This window comes from Bacillus cereus group sp. MYBK108-1 (genome assembly GCF_051917185.1).
Taxonomy (GTDB): domain Bacteria; phylum Bacillota; class Bacilli; order Bacillales; family Bacillaceae_G; genus Bacillus_A; species Bacillus_A cereus.
Genome location: NZ_JBQAHZ010000002.1, coordinates 76,987 through 103,325, shown reverse-complemented (window position 1 = coordinate 103,325; position 26,339 = coordinate 76,987). Strand labels below are relative to the sequence as shown.

The following is a 26,339-nucleotide window of genomic DNA, read 5'->3' as shown; positions in this document are numbered from 1 at the left end:
TTTACGTCATTAAATAAAAGGTTCTTATACTCAAAAATTCATAAACTAGAAGGTGCAACAATGTTAAGTAGTTTTATTCATTCAGTATTAACGTTTTTTGAAGGATTAGGTTATTGGGGCATTATGCTTGGACTTATGATTGAAATTATCCCAAGTGAAATTGTCCTTGCTTATGCAGGATACTTAGTATTCAATGGAAGTATCTCATTTATAGGCGCTGTTGTATTCGGTACAATTGGCGGTGTTATTGCTCAAATCTTTATTTATTGGCTTGGACGATACGGCGGACGCCCTATATTAGAACGTTACGGAAAATATATTTTCATACATAAAAAACAAATAGATGCTGCAGAAGATTGGTTTAATCGTTACGGAACTGGCGTCATTTTTACAGCACGCTTCATTCCAGTAGTGCGTCATGCGATTTCAATTCCTGCTGGTATTACAAAAATGCCATTACTACGTTTCACTACATTAACAGCACTTGCGATTATCCCTTGGTCTATTATTTTCATTTATTTAGGTGAAAAACTAGGTGAAAATTGGGAGAATATAAATGATATTGCTGGTCCGTATGTGAAATCATTCGCAATTGGTGGCGTCGTACTTATACTTTTATACTTCGTTATAAAAAAATGGACAAAAAAGCGTAAAAATCTCGCTTAAGAATATAATAAAAACCGCTATAAATTCATTCGGAATTATAGCGGTTTTTTATTTATATATGAATTAATCTTCAGGAATTATATAATACCTTTCCATCTACATTTACATGGATAAGCAACCATTTGATCATTTCTTTCGTATATTATCTCAAAAAGGAGTGATTCCCCTATGCATTGGCAGCAAAAAATACCGTACTTAATCGGACGCCCTATCGGCATTTCCTTCATAAATGGGCAAGGAACTTCTGGTGTATTATGTTCAGCGCATGATGGTCAATTATATGTGTATGAATACCTTTATCAAGCTCAGTTTGCAATGAAACATTATGATTATAGACAGATTCAAGATATACATGCATTCCCAAATTGTCCTCACCAAAATCCTCTATACTAAAAAAATCGGAACGGCTCATAGCCATTCCGATTTCTATACTTTATTTCTCAGAATAAAATTTCTGCACTGCTTCATCAAAATAAATCCAACCTTTCCAGCCCAAATGAATCGTATCTTTTAAGAAATACTTATCATATTCATGACCAGAGAAATCAATTACTGGATATCCTGCTTTCTCAACCTGTTCTCGAACTTTTTTATAATACACTTCACGGCGTTCTTTCGGGAAGCCAGTATAATCATACCAAGGCCCATTTACAGGTACAGAAATAAAGAGTGGTTTGACATTTTTCTCTTTAAATAACTCTAAAATAATTTGTAAATCATCGTATTCTGGTGATTCATCATATGTTTCATTTGCTCTAAAGTTTTTTAAACCTTTTAGTTTTTTCTTCAGATTATTCTTATGATAATACGGATTTTCAATTCCGAATGTATTTGTAGTAGACTCAGCTTTCCCTTCTTGTTCTGCGTGTTTACGTGCGTCTTCCCAAGAAATTGAACGAAGTCCGATATTTGTTTTCTCCTTCATCGGTTCGATTTTAAATAAAGAGTTAAATATATCTCTATGATCTAAAATATTCCGATGCATATAAGCAAGTGGTTTAACTAAACCTGCTTTTATGTTATGTTTCGTATCATTATATACAATACCTTCTAATGAATTTTTTAATATATCATCTTCTTGAACAACTTTATAATCTAATAGCCGTTTCGCGATTTGCTTTTTCATTCCTGGATTTATCTCATCATTAAAAACAAAATGATATGCTTGTTGTTTGGAGAAATTATTAGTGAAATCCCCTTGTGAGACACCAGTCTTTGTAAACCATTGTGGTGAAAGAACAAAGACTACTTTTTTACCTTCTAATTCATCCATAGTAGATGTCATATTTAAAATATGAGCTAAACTTTGTGTACCGCCAGTTCCAATTAAAAACGGTGTAAAACCAGCTGGATTTACTTTGAAATAATTAGACGGATGATATGCATCCATTCGTAAAAATTCTGATGAACCGTACATCGGTAAATACTGTGAATTCTCTAACATTTTTTGCTGTAAGAAAACACTTTGTAATTTCTCTTTTTGTAAAGAAGTTGTCGCATCTTCTACCTTCTTATCACTAATAAGCGATACTAAACTTTTCGATGGGATTAGAATGATAATGAAAAAAAGCACACATGCTAAAATTATAGGACCAAAAGCATGCTTCATTTTCATCTTCTGTCCCTCTTTCTATCGTTATTAAATTGTAACCCTTGTTTTTGACACGTCATCTTTTCTCTCCTTTGTCTCTATACATGTTCCATTCTATTTATCTATTATATACATGTATGTATTTCCTTCCTTGTTCTATTAAGCCCTATATAAATAGCGCAAGAAAATGTTTCCATAGAAACATGTTAATTATACAAGATTCTACATAAATTTCACACTGGAATTTTAGTAATAATTTTATTTTTTAACAATAAAAAAACATATGAAATGTCTAGAATTCTTCGGATGATGTATGAAGTTCAAAATATGATAATAAACGCCCGCTATGATTAACTTCATGAGTATATATAAACCCGAGCTTTCGTAAAAGTTTTTTCGAGCTCTCATTTGCTACTTTAACTCTAGCAATTATTCTTGTTACATTCAAAGTCTCTATTGCATATTTAATGGAAGCCTCTGCTGCTTCTAATGCATACCCATTCCTCCAATGTTCTGGGTCAAGGAGATACATAATTTCTATTGCACCTGTTTCATCTACCTTTCTTAAACCACAATGTCCTAAAAGCTTTCCTGTTTCACTATTAAATAACAACCATACCCCGAAGTCATACTGTTCCCAATGTAAGATAAGTTGCCCAATATAATCATTTGTTTCTTCCTTCGACATTCCTCTTGATTTAGCCAACCATTTGCCAACAGTATCTTTTTTTAATATGTTATAAAACTGATTAATATCTTCTACAATTGGTTTCCTCATAAATAATCTTTTTGTATAAATTACTTTCTCTTCTTCAAACATAGACATCATTTCCCCTCCAAATACTGTTTACAGACTAATAAATTATACCATGAACTATTTTTCTAACTTTAAATAAGAAAAACAGACTATCACATACATGAAGTCTGTTTCTCCATTCTTTTATTTTTGTACATCTGCCCATTTTAAACTTGTAGCTGGACCAAATTGATGTACATATAAATCTTTCACATATGGTTTTTGTAAGTAAGATAATCCGCGCTGGAATACCGGTGCAATTACTGCATCATCAAGTAGCATTTTTTCAGCTTCTTGCATTGCTTTCCAGCGAGCCTTTTCATCATTACCTAATTCTGTTTTAATCTTCTTAATTAACGCATCATATTCTGGGTTTGCATATTCTGTATTATTGACGCTACTTCCAGAAAGGAATACTTCTAAGTAAGTCATTGGATCTGGATAATCTGGTAACCAGCGTGATAACGACATTTCATATTCTTTCTTCTTCTCAAGTGCTAATTTTTGCGTATGTGGTTGTAATTTCACATTCACTTTTAATCCTGGTAAGTTTTTCTCAAGCTGCTCTTTAATGTACTCTCCAACTTTTTTAAAGTTTTCCAAGTCATAATTTAATAGTTCTAACGTCACTTCATCTGTACCTGTTTCTTGCTTTGCCTTTTCCCAATATTCTTTCGCTTTTTTTACATCAGTTTTATTAAACTCACCTGCCGTACTTCTAAAATCTTTTTTATCTGGTCCCTTTAAAAATCCTTTTGGTACGTAATAGTTTGCTGCAACCGATCCATCATTTAAAAATGAATCTGCGAGTCCCTTCTTATCAAAAACTGTACTTAGCGCAAGACGTGCATTTTTATTTTTAAGAATCGGTACATTTTCATTAAATCGGAAGAAGTACATAACTGGATCTGTATATTGTTTTAGCTCTTTATTATTTTTATATTTATCTACGAATTCTGTAGAAATAACAGCTCTATCAACTTTATCTGTTTCATATAAATTTACCGCAGTTGAAATTTCTTTTACAATTTGATAGTTTACTTCATCTAACTTCACTTCTTTTTTATCCCAATACTTATCGTTTTTCTTCATTGTAAAGCTAGCTTCATGCTTCCACTCTGATAATGTAAACGGTCCATTATATACCGCTTTATTTGCTTCTAATCCATATTTATCACCTTGCTCTTTCGCATATTTTTCGTTAATTGGATAGAAGGATGGTAAAATTAATAATTTCGTAAAATACGGTACAGGATGTTCTAGCTCTACGACGAATGTTTTATCATCCTTCGCTTTTACTCCTAATTCATCTAGACCTAGTTGTTTTTTATTTATCTTCTCAGCATTTTTTACATCGTACGCAATGTATGCATATTGAGAAGCAGTATCTGGATTTATCAATTGCTTCCAAGCGTATACGTAATCATGAGCGGTTACTGGCTCTCCGTTAGACCATTTCGCATCACGCAATTGGAATGTATATGTTTTTCCATCTTTACTCACTTCATATTTTTGTGCGCCGGCTTCAATTATTTCATCATTTTTTGATAGACGGAATAGTCCTTCCATTACGTTATTCAAAACGTTAAACGAGACTGCATCTGTTACTTTCCCTGAATTTAACGACGGAATTTCACCTGTTTCTAGTAACTGTAATACTTTCTTCTCATCTTTCGGCTTTGTTGCAGTTTTTTCTTTTGCGCAACCAACTAAAAATGAAGAAACTAATAGAGTACTAACTAATGAGTAACGAATAACTTTTTTCATTTAAAAACCCCCTTCTATTTTTAAGGTAAGTAACGACGAGCACCAGCGTATTCTTCTATATATCCTGGTGTATTTAGCGGTATAATCTCTACCGACCTTTCAGCTCTTGGTGAGTGAATCATATTGCCATCACCAATATACATTGCAACGTGATGGACACTACCTTTCCCTTGATCATGTGCAAAGAAAATTAAATCTCCTTTTTGTAGATTTTCTTTATCAACTGCAACCCCTGCTCTTGATTGCGGTCCAGAATCTCGCGGAATTGTAATGCCGTGCGATTTATAGATCGTATGTGTGAAGCCAGAGCAATCAAATCCAAAACCACTTGTACCAGCCCATATATACGGTAAGCCTAAAAACATTTTCCCTGTGTTAATTAAATCATTGGCCGCCGGAGTTGGAATATCAGTTTGAGATCGGTAAACTGTTCCATCATTTTTTCGTAGCCATGCTTTCTGACCATTTGGCAACAATACACGGTATGAAATTGTGTCTTCACTTAATAGCGGCAGTCTTGTATTATAACTGACTTCAAGTGATTTATGTTTTTCAGAAGGATTTATATATAAAATCGCTGTTGGTTTAGTTATTAAGACAAAAGGTTCATTTGTTTTATCTGCAAATTCTTGATTATATGTTAATTGTTTTTCAGGCATCCAGCCCGGATAACCTTCTTCATTTCGTGGTGTTGGCTGTCCATGCACTAATACCTTCACCCATTCGCCTTTCTTATCAATAACAGTTACTTCTTGACCGAGTAAAGCTTGTGTTTCTAATTTATTTGCATTTGTTAACCATAGTTTCTCGTCAAGTGTCATTGATTTCGTCCATTTCCATAGATCCACTGGATTTGTTGCACTCGGTGTATCGATTGGTCTTAATGAATCAGGTGCTGTCCATAACGTTGCAGCAGATACATCTATAAATGCTTTATTATCCTTCTTTTCTTCAGCATTTGCCGATGTAAACGATGAAAATATAAATAAAGTTGTTAAAAATGCAGTTCCTACTTTTTTCATATATATCCCCCTTAAAAGATAGTTTACTTGTCTCTTCTACTAAGATTTACTATTCACTGTCGATTGAAGGTTTACTTTTGATCCAGAATAAGTCATTCCTTCTGGCTCTTCCATTAACCAAAGCGGTGCATCAAGATCAAAATAATGAATATTAGGATGCGCTGCCGCTAAATGCGCAACAGCACTAACGGAAAGTGAAGACTCCATCATGCTGCCCACCATACACTTCACACCAGCTGTTTCTGCGATATCAGCAATACGCCATGCTTCACGTATGCCACCACATTTCATTAATTTAATATTAATAAAATCTGCATATCTTCCTTGAACGAGCTTTAATGCGTCACTTGCTGAAAATATACTTTCATCGGCCATAATTGGCGTTTGCACACGATCTTTGACGTACTTTAACCCATCCCAATCTTTCGCGTGTACTGGTTGTTCAATAAATTCTATATTTAAATTACGATTTTCCATCTCTTGAATGATAGAGACCGCTTCTTTTGGACTCCAACCTTGATTCGCATCTAAACGTAATGTCGTATTTCTTGGTACCACATTTCGAATTGCCTCAATACGTTCCAAATCTAAATGCGCCTCTTTACCCACTTTAATCTTTAATGTTTGAAATCCTTTTTCTATATGTTTCTTCGCTTCTTTTGCCATTAATACAGGCTCATCCACACTCACTGTAATATCGGTATGAATTTCTTTCTTCCCGCCTAACAATGCATATAACGGCACATTTTGATATTGGCAATATACATCATATAAAGCGATATCTACCGCTGCTTTCGCACTTGAATTTCCAATACAACTCATTTGAATGCGCTGTAGTAACTGCTGAAATTGAATGATATTTTGACCAATTAAACATGAACGCATCGGCCCTAAAATCGCTTCTTCCATTCCGCTGGTGAAATCCCCCGTAATAACTGGCGTTGCGGCTGCAGCCCCCTTACCAATCACTCCTTCGTCTGTATGAATATAAACATCTATACTTTCAATTTCGGTTACAGTACGAAGCGCGGTTTTAAACGGTGTATGCAGTTTTACACGTCTACGATTTACTTTTACATCTGTAATTTTCATTTTGTTCATCCTTTCGTTCTCCAATGAAGTGAAATTTTAATCCACCGGAGATTTATACCCACGGATTATTAGGTAAACCCATTGGGCATTTACTCTCCTATCTCTCTACTTTATTTTCGTTTACTTTTAATGTAGGACGATAATGTGAAATAAAAAAATCCAGCCATAAGAATGATTCTTACGGCTGGATTTTGTCTATGATTGAGTAGACAAAGCAGCAAGCTGATTATATTTTTTCTGTGCATCTTTTAGCGCTACAAGTAACGCTTTTTGAGAAGAACCGAAATATCGGTTCTTTACTTCCATTACTAACGCCGGGTCATTTATATTTTTATGTAGAAATAAATATTTAACAAATTGAGATGTTAATGCAATTGTCGCTGAGCAGTCTGCATCTACAATTTCCCCTGTATCCTTAACAAGGATAAATGCTACGAAATAGCTTTTAAACTTTTCAGTAATGGGATTATTTTGAGGTGCTTTCGCATCCCCTACGATATAAATTGTATTTGAAGCGTACACAGCTATCTTCCTTTCTTATACGAGGATAACGGGTTTCTTAATAGTCGTATGAGCGAGGAACTCAACGTTGATTAAAAAATGTATCCGCTTACCTTGTATTATAATATAATTGACAGAATTTTAACAACATTTATTTTAGTGTATATTCCATATTTATGAAAACAGCTTAAACTCTTCATTTTTACAATATGTGATTGTTCCTTGTACCATGACATTCATACATAAAAAACTGCACCTCCAATTGTTAGACGCTGCCTAACAATTGGAGGTGCAGTTCAATGGCTAACTGTTTTTTTATTACTTTGGCATCACAAATATAGTTTCATTTGACTTAGAAAATTGATACTCTTTTCTCGCTAACTTCAAAATTTCTTCCTCATCGTCTGTTAAATTTTCTATGTTAGTCTTTAAAGAATCTTTATCTTTCTTTAAAGATACTAATTGTTTCTTTTGATCCATAATCGTATCTTTCTTTTTATCAATTACTTCTTGTTGTTTCGTTAAAATATATTGAACGTACAGAGTAGTTGCTGCAATAAAAAGGACCATTAAAATAAGACGCCTTAACTTCTTTTTATTTATCTTACGCTTGTCACTAGGTTGTGATGATTGTTCTGGTATATTAGGAACATTTACTCGTTTGAGTTTCCTCATTCAAATCCCCCTAACCCATATTTTTCACTACCATCGGCACGTTTTCTTACTAAACTAAATTCTATTCTTATAAAATAAACTCCTTCACAAAAATATCCCATAAATTAACCAATTAAAGATAGCATTCGACGACATTTCTACATTTACACCGTTTTTTTTTATACATGCTGCTATAAAATAGTAGTTTCTGTAATTCTTTTTCTACTATTGTAGAAGAGTTTTTTCACACACAAAATTCTTACCCCACATATCCATGTTATAACATGCTTACAAGGAGGAGAAATATGCATTACCGCACATTAGGTAAAACTGGAATAACTGTTTCTGAAATAGGTTTTGGGGCATGGGCAATCGGTGGTGATGAATGGGGACCTGTTAACGATAAACAATCTATAACTGCTATAAAAAAAGCAATTGAGTGTGGTGTGAATTTTATTGATACTGCGGATGTGTATGGTTTAGGACATAGTGAAAAGTTGGTGGCTACCGCGATTAAAGGACATCGTAATGATATTATCCTATCAACGAAAGGTGGTTTAATCGGACACCACTACGACCCTAATGGAGTTCCTGTATATGATACTCCCGAAAAAATCATCGCCGTATTTGAAACAAGTTTACAACGTCTTCAAACAGATTATATTGATCTTTATTTTTGTCATATTTGGTGGCATAATCGTAGAGAAACAGAAGCATTTCTACGTGCATTTGACATATTAAAACGTGATGGAAAAGTAAGGGCAGTCGGTGTTTCGACTCATGATTTACAATACATTCATCATTTCAATAACAACAACGAAATTGATATCGTACAGCTTGATTACAATATATTAAATCGAAAACCAGAAAAAGATATATTACCATTTTTACAAGAGAAAAATTTAGGAGCTGTTATTCGTGGTCCATTAAAAATGGGCATTTTAACTGGAAAATTCACAAATAAAACAATTTTTCCGGATGGAGATTTACGTAAAGATTGGCCAAATGAAACTTGGTTTCAAGAAGACTTACAAACTGTAGAGAAACTTCGGTTGCTCTCAAATAAAAATCAGACCTTAGGGCAACTTGCACTTCGCTATGTACTCTCTCATCCGGCAGTAAGTGTTGTAATTCCTGGTGCCAAAACAGGAATACAAGCACAAGAAAATGCAAATGCATCTGTTCGCCCTATGTTGAGTGATGAAGAGCTTAACTATATTCATTCAATATAAAAAGCCCAATCCGGGCTTTTTAATTTGGGAAACTAATATCATACTCCATTCGCTTCGCTGTGTCCTCCGCAACATGCACCCCTAACAAGTTTTTCACAATATGAAATGCCATATTAATTCCAGCTGAAATTCCGGCAGATGTTATAATATGTCCTTCATCTACAAACTTTACATTTTCTATAACTTCAACATTTTGAAACTCATTTTTAAACTTTTCAATACTAGCCCAATGTGTTGTTGCTTTTAAACCTTCTAGTAAACCTGCTTTCGCCAGTAATAGCGCTCCTGTACAAACTGAAGTCATCAGCTTTACTTCTTTCATTTGTTGGCGAATCCATTTTATTACTATTTCATTTTTTATTTCATATTTTCTAGCACCTAGCCCGCCCGGAATTATTAAAATATCCACTGGTGGTAAATTTTCAATACTATAATCTGGCTGTACCTTCAATCCATTCCTTGCTGTAATCATTTCCCCATTCTCGCTAACTGTATAAACAGTAAATGGTTTTTCTCCATTCACCTCAGTTACAGAAAAAACTTCAAATGGCCCTGCAAAGTCTAACACTTCTACTTCATTAAATAAAAATATACCAACACTCCATTTATTCATCATAAGTTCACTTCCTGTTTCAAATGATGTAAAAGGTGATCATACCCTTTTTCTAATGCAATATCATACGCTGTTTTCCCATCACTTTTCTTAATCATCTTATTAGCTCCATTTTTAAGGAGCAACATAATTATTTCCTCATTTCCTAATAATGCTGCTTCGTGGAGTCCTGTCCAGCCACCACTTTGCATAATATTTATATCTGATCCTTTTTCAATTAAGAAATCGACAAGTTCACTTTGCTTGTTCGCAATTGCCGCTTGCAAAGGCGTATTTTCATTTTCGTTTTTCGCTCTACTATGTATATCTGCACCACTTTCTAAAAGAAAACTCGCTATTTCTTTCTGTCCAAAATAAGCTGCTAAATGAAGTGGTGTCCATCCATCTTCACTACATTCGTTAACAATACTTGGACTCGCCTTTATAAACTTCACTACTTTTTCCTTATTACCACTTATAACAGCTTGTGCTATTGATTGTAAATGCTCCATAATAATCTCCCATCCTTCAAAATATTTAAGCATCTCCTTCTACATGTTCTATTCATTATTATATTTTCCTTTTAAAATCTTAAGTTTACATAATAATATTATATATCACTTTTTTGTGCTTAATGCTGAATAGCAATAATGTTAAAAATACTGCCTTTAAACAATGAAGACCATAATTTCATTAGAGTGACTGAAAAAGCAAGCAAAAAACTATACACATAGTTTTCATCATATTTGTTCAGTTGCATGAACTAAAACAGGTAATGTTTATTCTGCTATTTATGCTTTCAACGTATCAAATAATATTATTCCAATAAAAAAACAATCCATTTTTAAAATGGATTGTTTTTTTATTTCTGTTTTATGCGGTTTATTTTATTTTTGTATTTTCAATGATAAAATAATTATATTTACAAAAATGAAACACTACTATCTTAGCCCCTCTTATAGTAATTTTTTCGTTTGAAAACAAAAATACAATTTCACCTTACGATTGAAAAAACATATGTAAAAGTTTCTAAAACAGCTGCCTTATCATACTAATCTATAGCAATTCTGTCTTCTTCCCTTACCTGTTTCCTTTAACACATACGATTTTAAAACTAGCGCCGTTAATGAATCTGTTAATGTTTTATATGATAAATTTGATAATGCCAATAGATCGTTCGTATATAACATTCTATGCTTCTCTAATAATAATAGTACTAATCGTTCAGACGGTTTTAATGCCTCGTCACTTTCTAGTATAAAGTCTATATTTTTCATTTCTCTAATTACTACTCCTTATATAAAAAAATACTTTAGGTGCTAATTTAATATGAAAATAATACATAACAAAATTATAGATATATTAAAATAGTACCATCTAAAAACACTATTATACTATAACATAGAAGTAGTGTTTCCCCAAATAGGAAATGCTTTTTTATATCGCTGTAAGATTCTTGCAAATGTACATAATATTTTGTACGATTACCCGCCAAGTTTTCTTCTAATTTCGCTGCTCATCCTGATGTATTTGTAATCAATGAAGTTCTTCTAAATTTATAAACAAATAAAAAACGGTTCGTCTATCATGCCCTAAACATGAATGACAACCGTTTTCTAGTTTCTTCTTAATTAACATGCTCTATCTTAAATATTTCTTGCAATATGCGGCTTACTGTAATGACTTGTTCCACCGCCACCTACAACTACTTTACCGCCTTTTTCGAAAATTAATAATTTACTTGAACCATCTGCAAGAAGCACTATTACTTCAGCATTATTACTTGTTGCTATATAAATTACATAACCACTCTTTGATATACAAGTTTCCCAATTCGCATCAAATTCTGATCTTACTACACGATTTGAATACACTTGATTTTCAATTCTATCTTGTTCTACGTTTTCCAAATTTATTCTCCCCTCTTCCCTGCATAGTTATATATATTAAAATAGCACCATCTAAAATAGTGACCGATTTTAACATAAATAGTATATGTAATTAGTAGGAGAATGCTTGGACAATAGAAACGAAATAGACTTCGGGAATTTTACAATTGAAACTTCTCTTTAATCATTTCCGCTACTTCTTTTGCACTCAAATACGTGTTATTAATTTTTATATACTCTTCTTTTTCAATTTCACCATGAAGAGAGTTTAATCTATGCTTTTTCATCGTTTCTTTCAAATTATTTTCAGACCACTCAATATCTCTTTTTTTCGGTTTATGTTCTAATCGATTCGAACTTTTATTTCGTTCTAATCTTTCATCTAATTCCGCTTCCAGCTCTACAAAATACACTGTCCCACCTTTTGATTCAAAAATATTTTCTACATGATGTATATAATCCCAATCCTCTTGGAGGTCAAATGCCCATATATACGTAAAAATCATTCCAGATAAATCACTTTTAGATACTTCTTCAAATATTTCATTACGAAATAAACTTACTAGTCTTTTTGCTTCTTTCGTACTATAATCAAAAATTGGACTTACTAAATCAATTGTCATGTGGTTATGAAAAAGTTTTAAACCGGTTAATGTTGCTAATTCTTGCCCCACTGTCATTTTTCCAACTGCTTGTGGGCCAAATATTAATATAAGTTTCATTTATTTCCCTCCAATCTTTCTCTATAAACCATTACATAAAATTAAAAATAAGGCAGCCGATTTTTAATCGATTGCCTTATTTTTTATTCATAGTTTTAGTTCTATTCTTTTCGCACAGCTTCAAAAGTAATCATTTGATTTGCATTTGACGGTTCTTTTTCATAATCATATTCAGCAGAGTAAGTAATGTTAGAGAAACCTAAACTTTCTAAAAGGAGTTTAAACTCTACTATTCCATACCAGCGCAGCGCAAAACGTTGTAACTCTGTTTGTACGAGCTGTCCTTTACTCCACTTTTCATATTTCAAATATGATACAGTAACTTGGTTCAGCCAATCTATTTCAATTGATTTATTTTCTAATGTGATTCCGTCTCCACTCGGCAAAGAGAAAGTCGATGTATGAATTTCTCCAGTCTTCCAGTCATGCGGAAGCATAATATCTACGATTAATTGTCCATCTGGATTAAGATGTTCATAAAAACATTTTAATGCATTTATAGAATCCAAACGATTTTCAATTAAACAAAAAGATCCAGTAGGAATGATAATTGCGTTATATTTATGCGGAAGTGAAAATTGTTGCAAGCTTCCTTCATACAAATTAGGATGTAAGCCTCTCTCTTTACAGCGCTTACGGCAAGAATCTAGCATTTCAGGCGAATAATCTATCCCATCCACTTTAAAACCAGCCTCTAGAAGCGGAATGATGACACGCCCTGAACCTACTGCAGCTTCGAGGATTCTTCCTCTACAATCTTTTAAACGTTCTTTGTAATACTCAATATCACCATTTAAAGAATAACCGACTGGTTTTGTGTAATCATACAGTTCCGTACAAAGTGTACTATAAAAGCTAAACATTTATTTTCTCCTCCGTTTTTACGTACGGAAGATTTCAATTCAACTAATCTTCCTGTACCTCTAATTTTAATGAGATTTCGAAAGAGCTGACTATCATAATATATCACTCACTTTCCATAGAATATAATGATATTGTATTACATAACCTTCCAATTCGAAATATAAAAATTAAAAATTCAGACTACAAATTAAAGAGCTTAATTTAGTAAGCTCTTTAGAAAAAATATTTATTTCACAATCGGCAATGTCACTTCACTTAATTTCACTGTAAGTTTCGTGCCAGCTTTCGGTCTAATTGTATAATCATAATCACTTGCAATTAAAACAACTCCGATTTGATGCCCCGCTTTAAATACATAATCATCTGGTTGCATGTCCCATGTGAATGTATAATCTTTGCCCGGTTGAATCGCTGTTGAATTTTCTATACTCTTTACGTTTTGTGGGTCCATCCAGCCTCTCGTTACGATTTCCGGCTTCGCTCCTCCATAGTCAACAAGTAACGCTGTTAAATTTGATACAGATCGATCAATATTTCCTGTAATTGAAATCTTTGGTGTACCACTTATACGCGTATCTTTTTGCAGTACAGGCATTGTATATACTAATCGATTTGCTACTTCTAATTCTGGGTTTGCTACTAATTGATTTGATTTTATTTGTGCATCATCTAAGAATGAGAAAACTTTATTAGCCGATCCCATACTTAGTGGCAAATTGACTGATTTATTGCTTAAATACATACGGATTTTTGAAGGTACAGCCGCTGGATCTGGCCAATTTTTTATCTTTTGCCACGTTTTATTTTCTCTTTGCACATCAACCATTGGTTCATCCATAATTCCATTTTCAATTCCGTACAACCAATAATCTAACCATTTATTTTGTGTTTGCTGCCAGTTATTACTTGATGTCCCACCATGACCACCTTGGTGTAGCCACATTTTACGCGGAACATTATTTTCTCCAAGTGCTTCCCACCATTGCGCGAACTGTTTCGTTTTAACATTCCAATCGTTTAAACCATGAACAACAAATACACTCGCTTTTACATTTTTAGCATCTTTTACATAGTTACGTTTATCCCAAAAATCATTATAATTACCTGTTTTTCGGTCTTGTCCAGCCGTTAACTCTTTTATAACTTGTCCGCAAACTTCAGGGGTTTCCCTTGTCAGTACTGCTTCTGCCATATTATCTGTATCTTCTCCTTGATACCCGCCTGGAGCAATGACTGCACCATTTGCACGATAATAATCATACCAACTACTAATTGCTGCGATTGGAATAATTGTTTTTAAACCTTCAACTCCAGTAGTCGCAACAGCATTTGGTAATGTACCATTATAAGAAACTCCAGTCATACCTACATTGCCTGTAGACCAATTTGCCTGAACTTCCTCACCCTGTTCTGTAAATGCTTTCGCGCGACCGTTTACCCAATCAATAACAGATTTTGTCCCGAGTATCTCTTGTTCATCTCCAGTTGTAGGGCATCCATCTGATTTTCCAGTACCAATACTTTCGCCTAAAATAACTGCATAACCTCTTGGCACGTAATAGTTCCCATACGAACCAAGATTAATCGCTCCATACGGTTTTCCTTCATACGCATACAATTCTTCATCTACATTATATACAGGAACATCTTTTAATCCAGATCGATATGGACTCATTTCATAAATAACAGGAACTTTCACATTCGGATCTGTCTTTGGACGCATAACTTTTATCGATACTCTGTCTTTCTTACCGTCTCGATCACTATCAACTTCTGTCTCTACATATAAATTTTCGATAATAGCTTCATCGAGAGAATAAATCGGTTTTGTCATCCCATTTTCTAATTCAATTTTCGTATTTTTAGTCTCTTCCTTCTTCTCTGCATGCACATCCATAGTAAAGCTAGGTATAATTGTTGCAGATAGCATTGCTGACAGTGTAATTGCCATTTTCTTTTTACTCAAAATATTCCCTCCCCTTATTCGTTCTCTTTTACTATATAACAAAATAACTGAAAATTCAGTTTTATTTTTATATAAAAGTTGAGAAACTCAAAGATTTCTTATTAAGTAAAATTTAATGGAGGTGTGAAATTATTTTCCCACTCCCACCTTCTTTATAAAGTGAAACTTTAATCAGCCCTCACCAATTGGGCGTTTACGATCAGCAGGGCCACTTCTTTGCTTTCGCTGAATTTTGAGGTGGGGTCTTACTGCCCGGCAAATAGCGGGATAAATAGAGAAAAAGACAACCGATATTTCTATCGCTTGCCTTACATTCCATTTATTATTTTTCTAACTCTTTAAAGGTATCTTTCAAGTCTTTATCAGATACCTTTATATCTGCATTTTTAAGCAGTTCTCTAGTAACTTGTTGATGGAATTGAGGATCTTGTATACGTTGCTGTTCTAATTCTTTACGAATATTCTCTTTCTCTTCCTCATACGGTTTAAGCTCTTTTTTATCCGTTAGCTTAATAATATGATATCCGAAAGAAGATTTAACAGGTTCACTCAATTGACCAACTTCTAACTTATACGCAGCATCCTCAAATTCTTTCACCATCATACCAGGTCCAAATTCAGATAGTTCCCCACCTTTTTCTTTAGAACCTGGATCCTCTGAATATTGTTTAGCCAATACCGCGAAATCTTCGCCACTATTTAATTTTTCTTTAATTTCTTTTGCTGTCTTTTCATCTTTTACTAAAATATGGCTAACTTGAAGCTTTGGCTTATAATGATCTTTAATATCTTTTTCCGTTACGGTTGCTTTAATAGCTTTTTCAAAAGCAAAAGTAAGCTTTAATTTCTCTTTCAACTGATCTTCATTTTTCACACCATTGGATTCCATATATGTATTAAAATTATCGCCCATCTTGTCTTTTAATTCTTTTAGTTGTTTCGTTACCTCTTCATCCGTAACTTTATATTTATCATGTAATACTTTCTCTACTACCATTTCAGATAAATTCTGTTTACCGTAGTTTTCTTTTAATTTTTTGTTAAAATCACTTTCTGAAATGCTTCCTGATTTTGTCGTTACAATATTATCTGATGAACCACATGCAGATAAAGATAACGTCATACCCATTAAAATGCTACCAATTACTAATTTCTTTCTTTTCAAATCTGAATACCTCACTTCATTAAATTCAAATATAACTATGTAAATATAACGTTTTCCTGTGAACTTCACGTGAATTTAATGAAAGTAGAACATTTGCTAATTCTCCATTTAATACATCAATTTTGAAAATTATGGTGATTCATCCTATATCGCTAATCTCTAAAGCTGCATAAAGGACTAATATTTTCATTAGTCCTTTTTCACATTTATATAAAATTGAATTTCTCCATCTATAGAGGAAACTTCATATTCAAAACCATGCCTTTCTAAAATACTTTTCACTATCGCTAGCCCTAATCCTGTACCTGATTTTTCTTTACTACGAGAAGATTCTAGTACGTAAAAAGGCTCCCAAATTTTCTCGATATCCTTAATTTTATCCGTAGGAATGCCATTTTTTATTTGGAAATATATACTTTTATTTCTATCTTCTAATGTAATTATTATGGTTTGATTTGCTGTATATTTTATCGCATTAGAAATTAAATTTTGAAACACCATTCTCATTTTATTTAAATCTGCATAAACGATTGTATTGCCCGCATTACAATTTACTTGCAAGTTAATTTCTTTCGAATCCAGTTCAATCTGATGCTTATCTAATATACTCTGGACCAGTGGTTCAATGGGGAATTCTTCTTTTTGTAAAATATCTCTTTCTAGTTTAGAAAATCGTAATAGTTCTTCAATTAAGTTTGATATTTGATCTGTTTGTTTAATAATTGTATCTACGTAAGTCCCATCATCTAATCCATCTTTAATCCCCATAGAGTATGCTTTTACTAATGCGATCGGTGTCTTTAATTCATGCGTTACATCACCCATAAATCGTTTTAAATGTTCATTACGATCAGTTAAGTCTTGATGTGCTTCATGTAGTTTTTCACTCATGATATTAATACTATTGGCCAACTCTCCTATTTCATCATTCGTTTTCACTTTCGTTCTTTTAAACTGCAAATGTGAAATATCCTGAGCCACATCACTTAACTCTTTCAGTGGTGTCGTTATTATTTTTGAAAGTATCCACACAAGTAAAATAATAAGAAGGAGCGAGAAACATAGGATATATAAGTAAAATGTATTTAACGTATTTATAATTTCATTTGAATTCGCAATGGAAGTCCCAATTAAAATTATCGTATCATCTTTCGCAATATATTTAGCAAAAAAACTCGCTTTTACCTTTCCTTGATCGTACAGTTTATTCGATTGCCCTTCCGTCTTCACTTTCATAACTTCGTCTTTCGTAATCCAAAGCTTATTTAACGTTACTTTCTTTTTCGTAAGTTGCATGCGTAACGCGTCGTTCATAGCATCTTCTGACTGATTAATTGGCGTATACGCAATTGTAACGTTATTTTCACTTTCAATTGTATGAATAACATCTTCTAAATCATTGACTGGCGCATTTTGTATTTGAGTTGTAAATTCATTTAAGTTTTCACGTGTTTTATAAATATTATATTTCGGCAGGAGAAAGTTAATTAATAATAAAGAAATTGTAAATATAAGAATAACGGTTAAAGAAATGCTGAGAAATAGCTTTTTCCCAAGTTTATTCACTTTGTTCCTCCAAACTATAACCCAGCCCACGATGCGTCTTAATAATATTTTCTCCAATTTTTTTACGCAGCCTTCTTACATGTGTATCAACCGTTCTCTCTTCTCCAAAATAGTCAAATCCCCATACAATGTCTAACAATTTTTTACGAGTTAAAATAGTTCCTTTATGATTTAAAAAGCATTTTATTAATTCGAGCTCTGTTTTTGTAATTTCTAACTCTATATCATTTTTATATACTTTATTTTTGGCAAAATTTATCTTTACATCTTGTACTTGAATAATATCATCATGCTGAATAAGTTTTTTCGCTCGCGTAATTAGTACTCCTGGATGAAATGGTTTTTTTACGTACTCATCTGCCCCACTTTGAAGCGCTGCTAATTCATCTTCACTTTCACTTTTCGCCGTAAGCATTAATACTTTTACGCTTGAATTCTTTTTTATTTCCTGACAGACAGTAATACCACTATGTTTCGGCATCATCCAATCCAAAATAGCTAAATCAATTTTTTCATCATAAAATATTTGAAGTGCTTCCTCTCCGTCTTTCGCTAATAATACTTCAAAGCCTTCTTTTTCAAAATAAGCTTTTAAAATCCTTAACATATCTTGTTCGTCATCTGCAATTAAAACTTTCATATTTTTTCCTCCATTGCTTTTAAACAAAAACCAATTGTATCATACAACATCCTTGTTACATGAATGTGACAGAAAAATATTTAAAGCTTTTGAGGGGATAGTAATGGTGAGGTGTTGTACTATGATAAAAAAAATCGGGGTCATTTCTCTTCTTCTATTTCTATTATCAACAAATGCGTTCGCAAATACAAATCAACAAATTGAAGTATTTGATTGTCAAAAAGAAATGGTCATTCAAAAACAATCTTTAGATCCAGTAATCCAAAAAGAAGCAGTTCAATACGCTAAATCAATTACTGGTCCATTTAAAAACTTAAATGTCGTTCCAAAAGATGGCTATATGATAAAAATCCCTTTATCTAAGCCGGTTTCTATTACTAATCAATGGTTACACACTACAATAGACGAAGTACTTATACTACTCCCACTAAAAGAAAAGCCTTATATTATGCTTTATGATGATGAAAATAATCCGCATTTTTATTATGTAAAAGGTAAACCAGGATTATTATTGAAACAAATGAAGGTTAAAATGTAATTGAATGAAAAGGAGTCACCTTATAAGCTAAATTTTAAAAGCTAAGGTGCTCTTTTTTATAATAACAATTTGGTAAATGAAATTATAAAAGTTGTTTTTAATATAAGGGTCGCACCTTCATATATATCAGGGATTTTTAAAATATATCGATTTATCAACGAAAATACCTTTCCGTAGCTATTCTTTGGATAGCAATCTCTATAATAGTTTGTAGTGACTCGATCCCTTATATAATCCCCCTTTTACAAATCCATTTGAAGTATAAAACACATCCCCTTGCTTCGTGTCAGCATGTAAAACAATCACTTCAAAATACTTTTCCGCATGACATAATAGTTGATTTAATAATAAATTCCCTAACCCTATACGCCGATAATCCTTGGAAATATAAAATCTCCTTAACCGCCCAATCTTATTGTCTTTTGTGTACGGATCTTTATTTAAACCTCCAACTCCGATTAACATATCCCCTTGGAAAATACCATATAAACATTCTCCAGTTTTATTGAATACATTTACTTTGTTTTTATATTCATTTATTAGTCTTATAAGGAAATTAAACCCTTCTTCTTCACTGTCTTGAACGAGATGACTGAATTCATATTCCATTAAATTTTCTATTTGTTGAATATGTATATCTTTCAAGTCCATTCCCCCTAAGTACGAAAATACATAAAAATGCTCGAGAATCATTTATTCTGAGCATTTTTATGGTTGTTACTTTATTTAATTCATAGTATGCATATACTTCACTTCATATGTAAATCGATAATACAGTTAATTAATTTTATTATGAAAATATAAGAGCCTTGCTACAATCTAGTGTGTGGTAAGGCTCTTTAAAGTTGTGTAATTCTTATTGAACTAAAGCACCTGTTTACTTAAATGAATACATATACATTTATAATGTCTCTCAAATATAATATCAGTTTATATATTCCCCATTCTTCTCTAACAGGTTCAAGATAAATTGTAATTTGTTAATCAATATGTTTGTGTAACCACTGTTCAAATATTTTTAACTGTTCTTCAGTATGAAAATAATGTTCACCCGTCTCCATAACTTCTAATTCACAACGATTTTTTTTTGTAAAATAGTTAATAGTTTCAAATTCGCACAGTTCATCCTTAGCTCCGTACATAATATATGTATCTGTATTCCATGTACTAATAGGATGCTCTTTTACATAGCATAAATAATCCCAATATAACTTTTGACCAATAGGTGTCTCTATAGTCATTTCTTTTTGTAAAAGCTCCGGTGTTACATTAAACCATTTCATCATATTTTCGATAATTCGTTCCATATTAACTACTGGTGATAAAAATAATGCCTTTTCTATCACATCATTTTGAAAAGCTAAAAGGCTAAAATACGCTCCCATACTACATGCAAACACGTTTATTTCTTTCCAATGTTCTTTTGCGTAGTTCATAATTATAGATAATTCATTAACACAAAACTGTACTTTACAAGGAGTGTTATCATTCTTTCTTTCTCCATGCTCAGGTAAATCAAAGCTTAATACTTGATAACCTTTTCGATCGGCTTCTTCAGCTAATATTTGAATAACTGCATCTTCCTTATTTGACATATTTCCATGTACTGCAATAAAAATTTTTTCACTCTTATCTCCCCACAAAACCGCAGGAATATTACTAATTTTAAAATTATTTTTAAGCATATTCCCCTCCATAAAATAAGACATATAGGACTCGAAAAAAATGCACACACTTTATTTATCTCTGTACAGCAGGCAGTATCCGCTTTAAATCTATTAAATCATCTATTACTATATCAGCCTGAGCAAGTTCCTCTTCTTGCGCAAAATCAAAATTGCATCCAATTGCAAGTAAACTGTTATCTTTCGCTGCATTTATATCAGATAGCCGGTCACCGACTACCGCTGCCTCTTTTATATCATATTTGTTCATAATCCTTTTAACTAAGTCACCTTTATTTAGCGATTGTATTTGTTCAATACTAAACGTTTCAGTCACCCACTTGTCTAAAGCATAATACGTTACGATTGCTCGTAAATATTCTTTCAAACCATTACTAGCAATGTAAATTGAACAATTATTTTCTTTTATATATATAAATATTTCTTTTACATTTGGATATAAAGCGCCTTTTCCGCTTTTTATGTTTTCAATTAGTCTATCTAAAAAATATGCATCTGTTTGTTCTCTTATTTCAATAGAATGTTCCGGTAATAAAGCTTCCCAAACTTTCGGTAGCGGCACACCCATAATTTCACGGTATTTTTCAATCGGTGTTACCGTATCCCATAATTGAAGTGATCTTAAGTGATCAAAAGTATCATCTAACGATAATTCTAAAATTTTATCTGTTTGAAATAATGTTCCATCCATATCAAAAATTAATGCTTGTAACATTCTTATCTCTCCTTTTGGACTATAGTTTTACCAGATATATTTTTAAGAATCTCAATAATAATTTCTGAGCAATAATTTGCAGCAGTTTTCGCGAAATCATCATAAGAAACTTGAGCTTCATCATCTGCACTGTCAGAAATACATCGTATAACAAGAAACGGTATATCATTTATGTAGGCAACATGTCCAATTGCTGCACCTTCCATTTCTGTACAATGAGGTGCGTATTCGTCTATTAATTTTGCCTTTAACTTTGAATCTTCAACAAAACATTCACCACTTACAATTCTTCCTTCGTGAGCTTGAATATTTGAACTATTACTGTTACATGCTTTACGTGCTAACTCTATCAATTCCTTACTTGCAATAAACTCCTCTTGAAACGGGAATAATTTTTTCATTTGATTTTTACTTACATCATGATGAGTAACATTCGTTGAAATAACTACATCACCAACTTTTACATCTGGATGTAATCCACCAGCAACGCCCGTATTGATGATAGAGTCTACATTAAATTTATGAATTAATGTTTGCGCACATGCAGCTGCATTTACTTTCCCTACACCAGAACGTGCAATAATTACTTCTGTTCCCATGAATTCTCCAATATAAAATGGCATTCCCGCTATTGTCTGTTCTTCTTGTATTACTAGCTTTTCTAAAAGTAAATCTATTTCAATTTGCATTGCTCCGATAATGCCGATTCTGTTCATGTATGTAGTCCCCTTTATTAATTAATCCCTTTAATCCTCTCTGACATAACCGACAATAAAAATTTCGGAAGTACAAGTTGTCTCTTTAATCTTTTCGGCTGTGAGAGTAACCTATACAGCCATTCAGTTCCAGTATCCCTCATTATTTTCGGTGCTCTTTTTACAGTACCAGATATTATATCAATCATTCCTCCGATACCAATAGATAGCGGAACGTTTAATGTTTGTATGTTTTCATAAATGAACTCTTCTTGTTTTGGTGAACCTAGTCCTACAAGTAATAAATGCGGCTTGAATTGCTTAATTTTCATTTTTATTTCTTCTATTTCTTCACCATTTACAAAGCCATGCTGTCCTTTAAATTGTGCTCCTGGGAACTGCTCATTTAATTTTTCTAATGCCTTTTTATTACTTTCTGGCGCAGCTCCAAAAAGAAAGACACGATATTCATTGTCGTTACAATATTTTATTAAATCGTGAGTTAAATCCGCCCCAGTAACACGTTCTTTCAAAGTTCCTTTTAATATTTTCGAGCCAATTATGACACCAATCCCATCCGCTGTTATTAAATCCGCAGATAGTAACATCTTTTTAAACTGCTTTGATTTTTCCGTATTTTCCTTTGCAGACATAACAATTTCAGGATTTGCAGTTACTACAAACCTTGGTTTCTCTTGTTGTTCATGTAGCCAACCTTTTAATAAACTTATAGCTTTTGCATATTCTAAAGTTGAAAAAGGTATACCTTTTATAAACTGCTGATCCACTATACTCTCCCCTTACATAAGCTGTAAATATTCATCAATGTCTTTAGAAATTTGAATAAAAGCTTTATTCCAAAATTCATAATTTCTTATATCTATTTCAAAATGTTTTTTCATAAGCTCCTCTACTGGAGCCTTTCCTGTTTCTCGTAAGAACTCTTTATATTTCGAATGAAAAGTACTTTTACCTTCTTGAGCTATTTCTAATAAGCTAAAACTTACTAAATATCCAAATGTGTATGGATAATTGTAAAAAGGAACATCTGCTATATAAAATTGAATATATTTCATCCATACAAACGGCTGGTATTCACTTAAAGCTTTTCCATAAGCTTCTTTTTGTACCATTATAGATAATTTCTCAATTTCATCAGCACTTAATGGACCCTCTTTACATTTTTCATAAAATGTTTTTTCAAACTGATACGATGCTCGTATTGCCATTACATAATTAAAACTATTTCTTATTTTCCAGCTAAGTAATGACTTTTTCATATCTTTACTATCCGTTGTTTCAATTAGATAATTTAAGAGTACCGTTTCAAAGAAAATAGATGCTGATTCAGCCGTACTCATCGGCAAATAATCATCTAAAAAAGATGTAGATTGTTCAAAACTCATATTATAAAAATGCCAAGCATGTCCTAATTCATGAGCGAGCACTCTTACACTATCTATACTCCCATCATAACGCATGGAGATTCTCGATTCTTTCTCACTGAAAAATGGAGCACAAAACCCACCTGGTGGTTTATTCTCTCTCGGTTCAGCATCTACCCAACCACTTTCTATCGCATTACGTGCAAATTCTGCTAATTCTTCATCAATATTCTTACATGCATCATAAACGTTTTGTATTGCTACTGAAAAAGGAATCATGACCTCATTACTTTCCTTTACCGTCATAAGTGCATGCCATGTAATTGAAGCTTTCCCTTTCTTATACACGTTTAAAGCACTTACTAATTTATCAAGGTTTTCTTCTGTCGCATTCCACATTTGGAATAATACAGTTTCTGAAATGCCATTCGCATGAAAAGATTGTGTTAAAATCTCTCTATCTTCTATTTCATTACTCTTTGCATTACGCAATCTCCCTACTTGATTTAATACAGTAGCAAAGATTTCTTTTTCCTTATGTAAAGCACATGTTAATGACTCGAATACTTCTAATCTTTCCTTTTCATTATCACTATTCATTGCAATAGTATTTGCTTGTCCAAAGGATAATAGTTTATTATTGTGCTCTATTTCTATCCTATCCCGTAATTGTATGTACATATTTTCCCACGCATTAAGTTCATCTTTTATTAACTTAGTATTATCTGAAGTTTCCACTTCATTATGTTTTATTACTTGCTGTAATTCACTTTTTAGTTCCTTCACTTTCACGGTCAATTTAGTAAGGTCAGATGGAACACTTTCTTCAACCGATCGACAGTACAAATAGTATTCTGCTTTTTCAATAGCTTGTATAAGCTTTGAAAGAATCTCTACATCTTTTGTTACAAAATATTGCTCTTTCAACTCCAAAATCGGAAATAGAATATCCTCATTCAAATACAAGCGATTTAAATCCCATCTAGCACTTTCTTGCATTTTTATAGCCGCCTCCTATTTTTACAAATAGTTACAGATATTTCTCCCCACACAATTATATATGAAATGGCAAAATTTTGATATCTCCAAATATTTAAATTCCTATAAATATATTCTTATTTATACTCTTTTCTTCTACCATTAAGTATCATTACACATATAAAAAATACTCCCTCTACAAGATTGCATTTGATATAGGAAAACTTCAAAGATTTTATCTTCATCAATACCATATCGACCGATTATCACAGATTAAAAAATAAAAAAGGATTGATCAAAAGATCAATCCTTTACTCTACTTCATTTAAGAAAAATAACGTTATAACGCCAGGTCCTGTATGTGCACCGATTGCTGCACCAATTGTATTTACGATAAATACTTCACAGCCAAATCTTTCCGTAATTAATGATTTTAATGCTTCCGCTGTTTCTAAATCGTCACCGTGAGTCATACCGATTGTTTGACCTTTAAGGTCTTTACCACGTTCTTCCATAATATCAACAATACGGCTTAATACTTTCTTTTTCCCTCGTACCTTTTCAAGTGGTACAAGTTTTCCTTCTTCCACGTTTAAGATCGGTTTAATGTTTAGTAAACCACCGATAAATCCTGCGACTTTGCTTAAACGTCCACCTCTCACTAAGTACTGTAAGTCAGCTACAGTGAAGATATGTTCCATATGGCTCATTAGAAAATCAACACGCTTTAAAATATCTTCTTTTGATGCGCCGTCTTTTGCCATTTTAGCAGCTTCTAAAACGACAAGACCTTGACCAAGCGAAGCACATTTCGTATCAATAATTTCTAAATCTAAGTTAGCATATGTTTCTTTTACTTCCTCTTTAATGACAACTGATGATTGATATGTACCAGACAGTTCAGATGAAAAAGCTAAATATATACAAGGATTACCTTCTTTTGCATAAGAAACAAATTTTTCTTGGAACGTTTCAAGTGAAGGCAATGACGTTCTATAAACAGCGCCTTCTCTCATTTTTTGCAATAATGTAACTGACTCTAATGTTACTCCATCTAAATACTCTGTTTCTGCTTCATCATATACACGGAGTGGAATTAAATCAATATCATATGCTTGCAGCAATTCTACTGGTAAATCCGCCGCACTATCCGTAATGATTTTAACACCCATTTTTAAACCTCTATTCTGTTATAAATATAAAATAATAAAATAAAAATAGTACTTTTAAATTATATACGTAAAACTTAAATGAAGAAAGGAAAACACTTTATATTGTATGCACTATTCTTCAAAACTTGAACTATTAATGAAAATGATTCTATTTTAAACACCTTTTTCTTATTATTTTTCTAAAACACGAATAATTTTATAAGTATTTTGTATCATTATATTTTAATTCTTTATCTTAATATAATCTTTTCAAATTCATACTGTTTAAAATTTAAAAGCCAAATCCAATAAAGGAAATGGCTTTTACATTTTCATAAAATAACCAAACTTTATTTTCCATCAAATTGTTTGTTTACATTCATACTTTGGTGATGTTGAATATTAGTCCAGTTATGATAAATATTTATAGCCTGTACTATAATTAAAACAGTGAATATTCACCTGTA

28 protein-coding genes are annotated in these 26,339 nt (G+C 32.5%); 4 read left to right on the top strand and 24 right to left on the bottom strand.

The features are described 5' to 3' along the window. The first annotated feature begins 60 nt into the window (after window positions 1-60). Window positions 61-666, top strand: a complete 606-nt coding sequence (locus ACTFSL_RS04860) for a DedA family protein (protein WP_000952913.1) — start codon at window positions 61-63, stop codon at window positions 664-666. Between the two features lie 168 nt (window positions 667-834). Then, complete coding sequence (locus tag ACTFSL_RS04855; protein WP_000558689.1) at window positions 835-1,059, top strand: hypothetical protein; 225 nt, start codon at window positions 835-837, stop codon at window positions 1,057-1,059. Window positions 1,060-1,099: 40 nt separating this feature from the next. On the opposite strand, the gene dltD is transcribed toward ACTFSL_RS04855, so the two are convergent. The 7 genes from dltD to ACTFSL_RS04820 form a co-directional block, all read right to left on the bottom strand. Then, on the bottom strand, window positions 1,100-2,281 hold the full coding sequence (gene dltD / locus ACTFSL_RS04850; RefSeq protein ID WP_431140533.1) for a D-alanyl-lipoteichoic acid biosynthesis protein DltD: 1,182 nt from the start codon (window positions 2,279-2,281) through the stop codon (window positions 1,100-1,102). Between the two features lie 268 nt (window positions 2,282-2,549). Further along, complete coding sequence (locus tag ACTFSL_RS04845) at window positions 2,550-3,083, bottom strand: GNAT family N-acetyltransferase (protein WP_000061617.1); 534 nt, start codon at window positions 3,081-3,083, stop codon at window positions 2,550-2,552. 114 nt (window positions 3,084-3,197) lie between these two features. Beyond that, window positions 3,198-4,820 carry a peptide ABC transporter substrate-binding protein gene (locus ACTFSL_RS04840; RefSeq protein ID WP_000755968.1) on the bottom strand — a complete coding sequence of 541 codons (1,623 nt, stop codon included), beginning with the start codon at window positions 4,818-4,820 and terminating at the stop codon, window positions 3,198-3,200. Between the two features lie 20 nt (window positions 4,821-4,840). Next, window positions 4,841-5,842: a C40 family peptidase gene (locus ACTFSL_RS04835; RefSeq protein WP_000755417.1), complete on the bottom strand. Its 1,002-nt coding sequence runs from the start codon at window positions 5,840-5,842 to the stop codon at window positions 4,841-4,843. 39 nt (window positions 5,843-5,881) lie between these two features. Then, window positions 5,882-6,943, bottom strand: coding sequence for a dipeptide epimerase (locus tag ACTFSL_RS04830; protein ID WP_001038463.1), 1,062 nt, complete (start codon window positions 6,941-6,943; stop codon window positions 5,882-5,884). Window positions 6,944-7,129: 186 nt separating this feature from the next. Then, window positions 7,130-7,456 (bottom strand): DUF3870 domain-containing protein, encoded by a 327-nt coding sequence (locus ACTFSL_RS04825; RefSeq protein WP_000271313.1) that lies wholly within the window; start codon window positions 7,454-7,456, stop codon window positions 7,130-7,132. 297 nt (window positions 7,457-7,753) lie between these two features. After that, entirely contained in the window at window positions 7,754-8,110 is a 357-nt protein-coding gene (locus tag ACTFSL_RS04820) for an FtsB family cell division protein (RefSeq protein ID WP_001228737.1), read from the bottom strand. 284 nt (window positions 8,111-8,394) lie between these two features. Here ACTFSL_RS04820 and ACTFSL_RS04815 point away from each other — a divergent pair, with 284 nt between their 5' ends. After that, a complete protein-coding gene (locus ACTFSL_RS04815) occupies window positions 8,395-9,321 on the top strand; it encodes an aldo/keto reductase (RefSeq protein ID WP_000559357.1) in 927 nt (308 codons plus the stop codon). A gap of 19 nt (window positions 9,322-9,340) precedes the next feature. On the opposite strand, the gene ACTFSL_RS04810 is transcribed toward ACTFSL_RS04815, so the two are convergent. The 10 genes from ACTFSL_RS04810 to ACTFSL_RS04765 all read right to left on the bottom strand — a co-directional run bounded on the left by ACTFSL_RS04810 (window position 9,341) and on the right by ACTFSL_RS04765 (window position 18,725). Continuing rightward, entirely contained in the window at window positions 9,341-9,937 is a 597-nt protein-coding gene (locus ACTFSL_RS04810; protein WP_088345580.1) for a DJ-1/PfpI family protein, read from the bottom strand. Beyond that, window positions 9,934-10,425 (bottom strand): ankyrin repeat domain-containing protein, encoded by a 492-nt coding sequence (locus ACTFSL_RS04805; RefSeq protein ID WP_002182823.1) that lies wholly within the window; start codon window positions 10,423-10,425, stop codon window positions 9,934-9,936. Before ACTFSL_RS04805 ends, ACTFSL_RS04810 begins: the two co-directional genes overlap by 4 nt. Before the next feature lie 534 nt (window positions 10,426-10,959). Beyond that, window positions 10,960-11,190, bottom strand: coding sequence for a hypothetical protein (locus ACTFSL_RS04800; protein WP_000789031.1), 231 nt, complete (start codon window positions 11,188-11,190; stop codon window positions 10,960-10,962). A gap of 369 nt (window positions 11,191-11,559) precedes the next feature. Continuing rightward, window positions 11,560-11,823 carry a hypothetical protein gene (locus ACTFSL_RS04795; protein WP_000432421.1) on the bottom strand — a complete coding sequence of 88 codons (264 nt, stop codon included), beginning with the start codon at window positions 11,821-11,823 and terminating at the stop codon, window positions 11,560-11,562. Window positions 11,824-11,963: 140 nt separating this feature from the next. After that, entirely contained in the window at window positions 11,964-12,524 is a 561-nt protein-coding gene (locus ACTFSL_RS04790) for an AAA family ATPase (protein WP_440041268.1), read from the bottom strand. 101 nt (window positions 12,525-12,625) lie between these two features. Further along, window positions 12,626-13,387, bottom strand: coding sequence for a class I SAM-dependent methyltransferase (locus tag ACTFSL_RS04785; RefSeq protein WP_088338702.1), 762 nt, complete (start codon window positions 13,385-13,387; stop codon window positions 12,626-12,628). A 227-nt stretch (window positions 13,388-13,614) separates the two neighbouring features. Beyond that, window positions 13,615-15,354 (bottom strand): Xaa-Pro dipeptidyl-peptidase, encoded by a 1,740-nt coding sequence (locus ACTFSL_RS04780; protein WP_088338703.1) that lies wholly within the window; start codon window positions 15,352-15,354, stop codon window positions 13,615-13,617. Window positions 15,355-15,676: 322 nt separating this feature from the next. Then, on the bottom strand, window positions 15,677-16,519 hold the full coding sequence (locus tag ACTFSL_RS04775; RefSeq protein ID WP_088338711.1) for a peptidylprolyl isomerase PrsA: 843 nt from the start codon (window positions 16,517-16,519) through the stop codon (window positions 15,677-15,679). A 189-nt stretch (window positions 16,520-16,708) separates the two neighbouring features. Continuing rightward, the gene (locus ACTFSL_RS04770; protein WP_088338704.1) at window positions 16,709-18,085 is read right to left on the bottom strand and encodes a sensor histidine kinase; all 1,377 of its coding nucleotides are present in this window, start codon (window positions 18,083-18,085) and stop codon (window positions 16,709-16,711) included. Further along, window positions 18,078-18,725: a response regulator transcription factor gene (locus ACTFSL_RS04765; RefSeq protein ID WP_000865979.1), complete on the bottom strand. Its 648-nt coding sequence runs from the start codon at window positions 18,723-18,725 to the stop codon at window positions 18,078-18,080. The genes ACTFSL_RS04770 and ACTFSL_RS04765 overlap by 8 nt, the downstream gene beginning before the upstream one ends. A 121-nt stretch (window positions 18,726-18,846) precedes the next feature. Here ACTFSL_RS04765 and ACTFSL_RS04760 point away from each other — a divergent pair, with 121 nt between their 5' ends. Next, window positions 18,847-19,263 (top strand): hypothetical protein, encoded by a 417-nt coding sequence (locus ACTFSL_RS04760; RefSeq protein ID WP_000591771.1) that lies wholly within the window; start codon window positions 18,847-18,849, stop codon window positions 19,261-19,263. A gap of 198 nt (window positions 19,264-19,461) precedes the next feature. On the opposite strand, the gene ACTFSL_RS04755 is transcribed toward ACTFSL_RS04760, so the two are convergent. The 7 genes from ACTFSL_RS04755 to ACTFSL_RS04725 form a co-directional block, all read right to left on the bottom strand. Next, entirely contained in the window at window positions 19,462-19,956 is a 495-nt protein-coding gene (locus ACTFSL_RS04755; protein ID WP_113304098.1) for a GNAT family N-acetyltransferase, read from the bottom strand. Window positions 19,957-20,243: 287 nt separating this feature from the next. After that, complete coding sequence (locus ACTFSL_RS04750) at window positions 20,244-20,948, bottom strand: alpha/beta hydrolase (RefSeq protein ID WP_326265178.1); 705 nt, start codon at window positions 20,946-20,948, stop codon at window positions 20,244-20,246. Window positions 20,949-21,003: 55 nt separating this feature from the next. Then, window positions 21,004-21,663, bottom strand: a complete 660-nt coding sequence (locus ACTFSL_RS04745) for an HAD hydrolase-like protein (RefSeq protein ID WP_017673243.1) — start codon at window positions 21,661-21,663, stop codon at window positions 21,004-21,006. Between the two features lie 2 nt (window positions 21,664-21,665). After that, window positions 21,666-22,379, bottom strand: coding sequence for a 5'-methylthioadenosine/adenosylhomocysteine nucleosidase (locus tag ACTFSL_RS04740; protein ID WP_001079719.1), 714 nt, complete (start codon window positions 22,377-22,379; stop codon window positions 21,666-21,668). A 17-nt stretch (window positions 22,380-22,396) separates the two neighbouring features. Next, on the bottom strand, window positions 22,397-23,146 hold the full coding sequence (locus tag ACTFSL_RS04735; RefSeq protein WP_017673242.1) for a WecB/TagA/CpsF family glycosyltransferase: 750 nt from the start codon (window positions 23,144-23,146) through the stop codon (window positions 22,397-22,399). Between the two features lie 12 nt (window positions 23,147-23,158). Further along, window positions 23,159-24,742, bottom strand: a complete 1,584-nt coding sequence (locus ACTFSL_RS04730; protein WP_017673241.1) for a M3 family metallopeptidase — start codon at window positions 24,740-24,742, stop codon at window positions 23,159-23,161. Between the two features lie 290 nt (window positions 24,743-25,032). Then, window positions 25,033-25,893 (bottom strand): DegV family protein, encoded by an 861-nt coding sequence (locus tag ACTFSL_RS04725; protein WP_000538278.1) that lies wholly within the window; start codon window positions 25,891-25,893, stop codon window positions 25,033-25,035. Window positions 25,894-26,339: the final 446 nt, after the last annotated feature.